Source organism: Empedobacter stercoris (assembly GCF_020281205.1).
GTDB classification, from domain to species: domain Bacteria; phylum Bacteroidota; class Bacteroidia; order Flavobacteriales; family Weeksellaceae; genus Empedobacter; species Empedobacter stercoris.
In genome coordinates, this window is the sequence record NZ_JACXZC010000003.1 from 170,319 (window position 1) to 177,729 (window position 7,411).

4 protein-coding genes and 1 pseudogene are annotated in these 7,411 nt (G+C 32.3%); 4 read left to right on the top strand and 1 reads right to left on the bottom strand.

The window, feature by feature from the left end:
* The first annotated feature begins 22 nt into the window (after window positions 1-22).
* A complete protein-coding gene (locus IF125_RS02855; RefSeq protein ID WP_225541440.1) occupies window positions 23-3,445 on the top strand; it encodes a hypothetical protein in 3,423 nt (1,140 codons plus the stop codon).
* A 45-nt stretch (window positions 3,446-3,490) separates the two neighbouring features.
* On the opposite strand, the gene IF125_RS02860 is transcribed toward IF125_RS02855, so the two are convergent.
* Window positions 3,491-5,854 carry a hypothetical protein gene (locus IF125_RS02860; protein WP_225541441.1) on the bottom strand — a complete coding sequence of 788 codons (2,364 nt, stop codon included), beginning with the start codon at window positions 5,852-5,854 and terminating at the stop codon, window positions 3,491-3,493.
* A gap of 299 nt (window positions 5,855-6,153) precedes the next feature.
* Between IF125_RS02860 and IF125_RS02865 the strand changes: the two genes are divergently transcribed.
* The 3 genes and pseudogenes from IF125_RS02865 to IF125_RS02875 form a co-directional block, all read left to right on the top strand.
* A complete protein-coding gene (locus tag IF125_RS02865; protein ID WP_171623294.1) occupies window positions 6,154-6,567 on the top strand; it encodes a CBS domain-containing protein in 414 nt (137 codons plus the stop codon).
* 96 nt (window positions 6,568-6,663) lie between these two features.
* Window positions 6,664-7,092 carry a helix-turn-helix domain-containing protein gene (locus IF125_RS02870; protein WP_225541442.1) on the top strand — a complete coding sequence of 143 codons (429 nt, stop codon included), beginning with the start codon at window positions 6,664-6,666 and terminating at the stop codon, window positions 7,090-7,092.
* A gap of 50 nt (window positions 7,093-7,142) precedes the next feature.
* Window positions 7,143-7,411: pseudogene (locus IF125_RS02875) on the top strand (IS3 family transposase); the annotation flags it as partial.

Sequence of the window (7,411 nt, forward strand, 5' to 3'; positions counted from 1 at the left end):
ATCGTTATTTATTAAAAATCTTTTGCAATTTCGCGTTTTATTCTTTCTGAGTTTTTGGTTAGCAAACAGTTTTGTTTTTGCTCAAAATTTTGGTTGGAAAAATACAAATTTCAGACAAGATTCTGTTCTAATTTCAGATACTATAAAACTTCAGTATAAAGGAATTTTAACCGAAAAATTTCAAGTTTTAGATTCTGCAGGTCATGCAATTCCAAAAGATCATTATTCAATTAATTTTGATCGAAACGAAATTTATTTTTCAACTTCGTTAGCAAGACAAATGGTGAGAATCCAATATTTCGTCAATCCGAAATTGGTCGAATCAGTTTTCTACGCGAAGAATCCGTCGATTATTGTGAAAGATGACAAACCTGTTAACATTTTTTATCAACTCGAACCCGATTCAAAGCAAGCAACCAAAGATATTTTTGAAGGTTTAAATAGCAAAGGGTCGATGGTTCGTGGAATTCGTTTTGGGAATAACCAAAGTGGCTCTGTACAATCTTCGTTAGATTTGGAGCTGTCTGGTAAATTATCGGATGATATTACGGTAAGTGCGGCAATAGCGGACAATAATGTTCCGATAGAGTCTGATGGTTATACGCAGAATTTACAAGAATTTGATAAAGTTTACATCGAATTAGCCAATAAAAATTCTAAAATTAGAGCAGGACATATTGATATTAACACCAATCAAGAACGAGATTTTTTCAATCCATTCAATCAAAAAGTAACAGGTTTACAATTATCCACGCAATTAAAAAGTGAGAAATCTTCGACGAATATTTTTGCTTCAGGAAGTATTACACGAGGCGAATTTATGCGTGTTAATTTTGTAGGACAAGATGGTAATCAAGGTCCTTACCGCCTTTCAGGAAAGAACAATGAGCTGTATGTGATAATTATTTCGGGAAGTGAAAAAGTTTACATTGATGGTGTTCAATTAGAGCGAGGAGAGCAAAATGATTATGTTATTAATTACAATACGGGAGAAATTTCGTTTACGTCGAACCGATTAATTACTGCAAACACGCGTATTAATGTTGAGTATTTATATAATTCGCGCAATTATTCCCAAGTTTTACTTTACGGTGGAGCTGAGTATGAAACAGAACGATTAAAACTGTCAGGTTTTTTCTTTTCTCAAGGTGATTCGAAAAACAATTCGCTTGGAAATGATTTAACAGATGATGAAAAACAAATTTTGGCCAATGCAGGAAATGATCCAGCTAAAATGTACACTGTTTCTGCTGAAAGAATAAGTTATGATTCGAACCGAATTTTGTATCGAAAAGTGAACTTAAATGGCTTAGATATTTTTGAATATTCGACTGATCCAAATGACGAATTGTATCAAGTTGCGTTTACATACGTTGGTGCTAATCAAGGAAATTATCGTCAAATAAATGCAAACCAGAACGGAAAAGTTTTTCAATTTACTGAACCTATTACGGGTGTTTTACAAGGCGATTACGAACCAATTAAGCAATTGATTTCTCCAAAGAAATTACAGATTTATACACTAAATGGTCAATATCAGTTGAAAGATAATGGGAATATTGGTTTTAATGTAGGACTGAGTAATTATGATCAAAATTTATTTTCTTCGATTGATGATAACGCTAATTCTGGATTAGCAACTCGGATTTATGGAGAAAAAACATTTTCTTTTAACGATTGGAAAATCACACCTTATGCAGAATGGAATTTTATCAACAAAAATTACAAAAGTGCCGAGCGTTTGCGTGCGGTAGAATTTGCGCGTGATTTTAACTTGGTACAAGAATTAAGTGACGTAAATCAGAATTTTATCACAGCAAAAATCAATTCAACTTGGAAAGAAAAATTTAACGCACAATACACAGTTGATTATCTTGAAAATACAGGCCTGTACAAAGGTTTGAGAAATCAAATAGATGCGAATTATAAAACAGAAAAGGATGAGATTGTTGCGCAAGCCAATATTTTATCAACTAAAGCAACGCTTCAAAACACCAATTTTGCACGCTACATGATTGATGGAAAACGAAAAATTGGATCTAAATTTTGGGTTGGTGCGCGTGTTTGGGGAGAAAATAATGATATCGATGATTTGGTACAAAATGAAAAATCGAATTTGAGTTTTAAATGGAATGAGTTTCAGTTGAAAGGAGGTTTTGCAGATTCTATTGGGCGAAAAATAGACTTAACGGTTTATCAACGTCAAGATGATTCGGTTCGTTTAGGGACTTGGCAAAATATTCAACAAAGTAAAGGGCTAATTTTTAATTCATCTCTAATTCAAAAACAAAATCATCAATTAGGTGTAAATTTTCATTATCGACGAGTAAATTATCAATTTTTGAATGCGCCAAACGAAGATTTTATGACGGGTAATGTGAAATGGTACAAAGCTTTTTTTAATCAAGGTTTGCAGTTAAATGTAGATTATGAAGTGGGGAGTGGAGTAGAGCCGCAGCGAGAATTTCAGTATGTAAAAGTTTCGGATGGAATGGGGATTTACAAATGGACCGATTATAATGGTGATGGAGTAGAACAAATTGATGAGTTTGAAGTGGCAGAATTTATCGATCAAGCAAATTATATTCGTGTATATACAAATACAATAGAGTATTTAAAAACAAATAAAAATCAATTCAATTTTACGTTACGTTTTCGTCCAAAACAGGTTTTTAATACTGAAAATGAATTCTGGAATCGTTGGATGTTTCAACAAAATATTTCGGCAAGTAATTCTTTACGCAAAGAAGGTTCGACGTTAGAATGGAATCCTTTTACCAATTCTGCACAGATTTTAGGGAAAACGAGAAGTATTCGTTCATCGATTTTCTTTAATCAAGGCACACAATATAAATGGTCGACGAATTTTATTTACAATCAACAACAATCCCAAACCTATGTTTATACAGGTTCTGAATACCGCGATTCGGATAGTTATTTGTTGCAAACACGTTATAAGATTTTGCAAGATTTAATTGCGAGTTTTGATACAGAATATATGGTAATTAATAGTGATTCGGAGATTTTTGCAAGTCGTCGTTACAAGTTAAACAATCTTCGTTTATCGCCAAAAATCAGTTATCAAACGGAGAAATCAATTGTAGCTTCATTGTTTTATAATTATCAGAATAAGAAAAATGTTTCTGGAGAAGAGCAATTAAATCAGTCTGATTTGGGTACAGAATTGCAATGGAATAGTTCGGAAAAGATGAGTTTGTTGGGAAGTTTTAGTTTTATCAACAATCAATTTGTGGGTAATCAAGAATCAATTGTAGGAAATCAAATGATGGAAGGTTTACGAGCAGGAAATAATTTTGTTTGGCAATTGCAATTGCAACGACAAATCACAAGTTTTCTGCAATTAAATATTTCGTATGATGGACGAAAAACGGAAGAGAATAAACCGATACATACCGGAAGCGTACAAGTACAGGCGAGGTTTTAAACAATAAAAAAAACGTTTTGAATAGCTCAAAACGTTTTTTTATTCTTATTCAATTTTACCTTCGTAGAAAACAGGGTTTCCTTTTTCGTCAAAACCAATTATGGTTAATTTATAATTCCCTGGACTATCGTTGTTAAAATATTCGATGGATGTATTTTCTCCTGGTTCAATATACAAGTTTGGATTCCAAAATAAAGTACTTCTAATGTCATCTGGAACTTCGGAGTATAGAGATTCATAATCATCAAGACTAAAGTATGGGAGCGAATTGTTGTATCCACCTAATTGAATCAAATTATTCGTTAACATTGGTGTGTTGTCAATTGGCGCATCACTTCCTCTTTTGGTGTAAATAGCGATTGCATTTCCTAATAAACCTGCACCTTTGAATACTTTTACCATGGCAATATCTCGAATGTTTATTCCGTTTAGGTTGTCTGGAGAAATTTTCATTTCATTTAGATAAATATTAACTTCAGCATTTCTAATTTTTGGAATACCGTTAGAAACCGTAAGTCCAGCAACTCTTCCAGCTAAAAAATCAACCACGTTATAATAACCTTCGATGGGTTGAGGTTCGTTTACAAAATCAATTACTGTTTCGTTAATATTCTTAAACATTCCACTGCTCAATTCTTCGTTTAGCTTTATTGTTTTAGATTTACTATCGGCTTTTACCACAACTTCTTTTAATCGAATACTTTTATCATTAATGATTTTTATATTCCTCTTATAGGCGTGTTGTTTTTCAATCTCTTTACTGTTTGTTGCATCCGATATTTCTTCTAACACATAAGGTGTAGCAGGTAATTTAGCTTTATACGCTTTTGTTTTATAATTTGGAGCAACCGATATAGTCAATGTTCCATTATTAGCGGGTTTAGAATTTTCCGAATTCAAGAAATAATTCATCGCCATAGGACCATAATAGAATAAATTATTCATTTCGAAACTTCCTTCGTAATCAGTGGAAAGTGTAGCAAAATTCTTCGGACTATCTTGCATTTTGTAGATAATACTCAATTCAGCATCGCTTAATTCTCTTCCATTCATGTACGCCTTTCCTTTATACGATAAATAACGTTTATCTGTTTCAAAATCAGGTTTTACAATGTTTCCTGCGATGATATCTTCCCATGTGAATCTTCTCCATTTTTCTGTAATAAGTAGGGCATCCAAATTTTCAGAATATTCATTGTTCTTGAAATATTGAGCAGGATTGCTGATGTTTGACGTGAAATCTCGTGACAACCACATAGCCGAAAGCAAATTGTCTTCATCATTCTCTTTTTGATCTTTAATGACTGAAGCGAAATTGATTTCTTGATCAGATTCAAGTTGTATTGTATTTAATTCGCGTGGACGAGTAGTTGTTTCGAAAGTAATGGCGGGTTTTTTATACAAATCATTGCGATTAATAAAGAGTAATCGATTGGCAATTTCTTGATCATTTTCATTGAAAACGGTAATGTTGAGAACTCCTTTATCATTCTCTAAAACTTCATTTGGGACAAGTGTAGATGCGGTTTCGATACTTTTTATAATCTGAGAACTCATCACAAGTTCATTGTTTATTGTACCAATAATTTTATGGTTTAACAAGGGATTTTCTAGATTAATACTTTTCAGTTGTATCATAATATCCTTGCTGTTACGCACAACTTTTAATAATACGCCTTCTTTTTTCGGTTCAGGTAAATCAATAATTTGTTGAATTCCTTTGTCATCAGTTATTTGTACTTGATAGAGTTTACCTTCTTCTGCTCTCAATGAAAATGTACCCACGTTTTCATCTAAATTTTCAAATGTTGATAGTTGGTTGGTTGGATTGTCTTTCTCGAAAACAATTCCACGCCATTTTTTAGGTAACTTTCCGTCAGATTTTAATCGTACAGCGAATTTTGTCGTTTGATTTTGAATAAAATTTCCTCCTTCAGCGTGCGCTTTTGCATTCCATTTTAGGTTTTGATTTGGAACGATTTTTAATTTAGAATTTGGATTGAAAATCTTGATTTGATTAATGTATTGAAATTGCTCAGGAAAAAAAGTCATGTGAGTTGTGTACGCTCTCACAAAATAAATTCCTTCTTCATGTTCAGCTTTTGTGTTTAATGTTCCATCACTTTCTCCATTTATAATCGGCACCAATTTTCGGTTCAATAAGTTTTTATCTTTATCATATAATTCTACGATTAGATTGGTAGAGATCAAACTTGGTTGATATCCATTTAGTGTATAAGCTTTGAACCATATATTGTCTCCAGCAATGTAGTCTTGTTTATCAAATAATAAATAAACTTTTTCTTGTGCATAATTTGTCTGAAGACTTTTTATGGCTGTTTCTAATTTGGATTGCGCAAAAGTTGTAACTGTAATTAAGTATAATGCGAGTAAATAAAAATATTTCATGCGAGTATAAAATTATTTCGATTCAATAAATCTTAATCTTTAAAATTATTATTAACTTGACAGATAAAAAAATAAACATTTGTTAATTTTTTTTAATTGATAAAATCGATTTTATTTAATGAGTTGTTGAAAGATTTTTTATAAATAAACAAGCTGTTAGAATCCTCAAAAAAAAACAGTCAAATCTATTTAAGATACGAAATTTTATTTTATTTTTTGCTATTGCATATCATTTCAAATGAATGAATTATTGATGAATTTTACTATAGAAAAGTTAATCAATTTAAATAATTAAGAAAATGAAACAAAGAGTACCAGTAAATCAGATTATGGCAAAAGTTTTAATTGCAGTTCCAGCAAATAAGAAATTAAGTGAAGTGAATGAATTGTTCAAGGAGTATAATATTCGACATATTCCTGTAACTGAAGGAACTAAGTTGGTAGGAGTTGTAAGTAAAAATGATGTTTCGAGATTAGGATATGGAGTAGGTGATGTTGATACGAATGCATTGAATGCTTTGTATGATACATACGAACTGAAAGATGTGATGGTAAAAGAGCCTGTAACTGTTTCTTCTGAAACAAACATTAAGGATGTTGCAGAGATTTTATCACAACAAAGTTTTCACTCTTTGCCAGTTGTAGATAATAACGAGGTTGTTGGGATTGTGACTTCTACAGATTTGGTTAAATATCTTTTAGAGCAATATTAAAAGTAAAACATAAAAAAAGCCTCCAAATTTGGAGGCTTTTTTTATGTTTAGTTGTGTCCCGTCCTGAAATAGCGATACAAAAAAGAAATCGTTATTATGGAAGAAAGAAGCAATTATGTCAAACGTACTCAGCGCGATTACAGTATGTCTTTTAAGTTGAATGTTGTAAAAGAAATTGAGTCTGGGGAATTATCTACTGTGGGCGCTTGCCGTAAGTATGGCATCCAAGCCCGAAGTACAGTTATGAGTTGGCTCAGAAAATTTGGTACCTTTGATTGGGAGAACCAAACACCATCGAATATGCCAAAGTCACCAGAACAAAAGATCATGGAGCTTGAAGCTCAAGTAAAACTTTTGCAAAAGCAGAAGGCTTTCCTTGAGAAACAAGCTTATGTGGCTGATAAAAAAGCCATTATTTTCGATATGATGATTAACCTTGCCGAAGAGGAATATCAAATTGATATACGAAAAAACTCACCACCCGAACTATCGAATCTTTCCGAAGGGAACAAAAAGAAACCATAAGTTTCTCCTGTGAATTGTTCGGGGTTGACCGACAGGTTTATTATCGTCATTTGAAACGAAGAGCAAAGCGGCAACAAAATGCACAGCAGGTTGTGGATTGGGTAGCAGAGCTGCGAATGATTCATCCAAAAATGGGTGGAAAGAAACTGTATTTTCTTTTGAAAGAGAAACTTGAAAATTTAAGAATTGGCAGAGACAAATTCTTTGACTTCTTAAGGGCTAACCATTTGTTAATCATCCCCAAAAGAAGTTATCACAAAACTACCAATTCGTATCATCGTTTTAAAAAACATAAAAATTTGATTAAAGATTATCAATA

What these genes read in the sequence shown, in the direction of transcription:
- IF125_RS02865 (WP_171623294.1), top strand. Translation starts at nt 6,154, where the DNA reads ATGAAACAAAGAGTACCAGTAAATCAGATTATGGCAAAAGTTTTAATT.
- IF125_RS02860 (WP_225541441.1), bottom strand. Translation starts at nt 5,854, where the DNA reads ATGAAATATTTTTATTTACTCGCATTATACTTAATTACAGTTACAACT.
- IF125_RS02870 (WP_225541442.1), top strand. Translation starts at nt 6,664, where the DNA reads ATGGAAGAAAGAAGCAATTATGTCAAACGTACTCAGCGCGATTACAGT.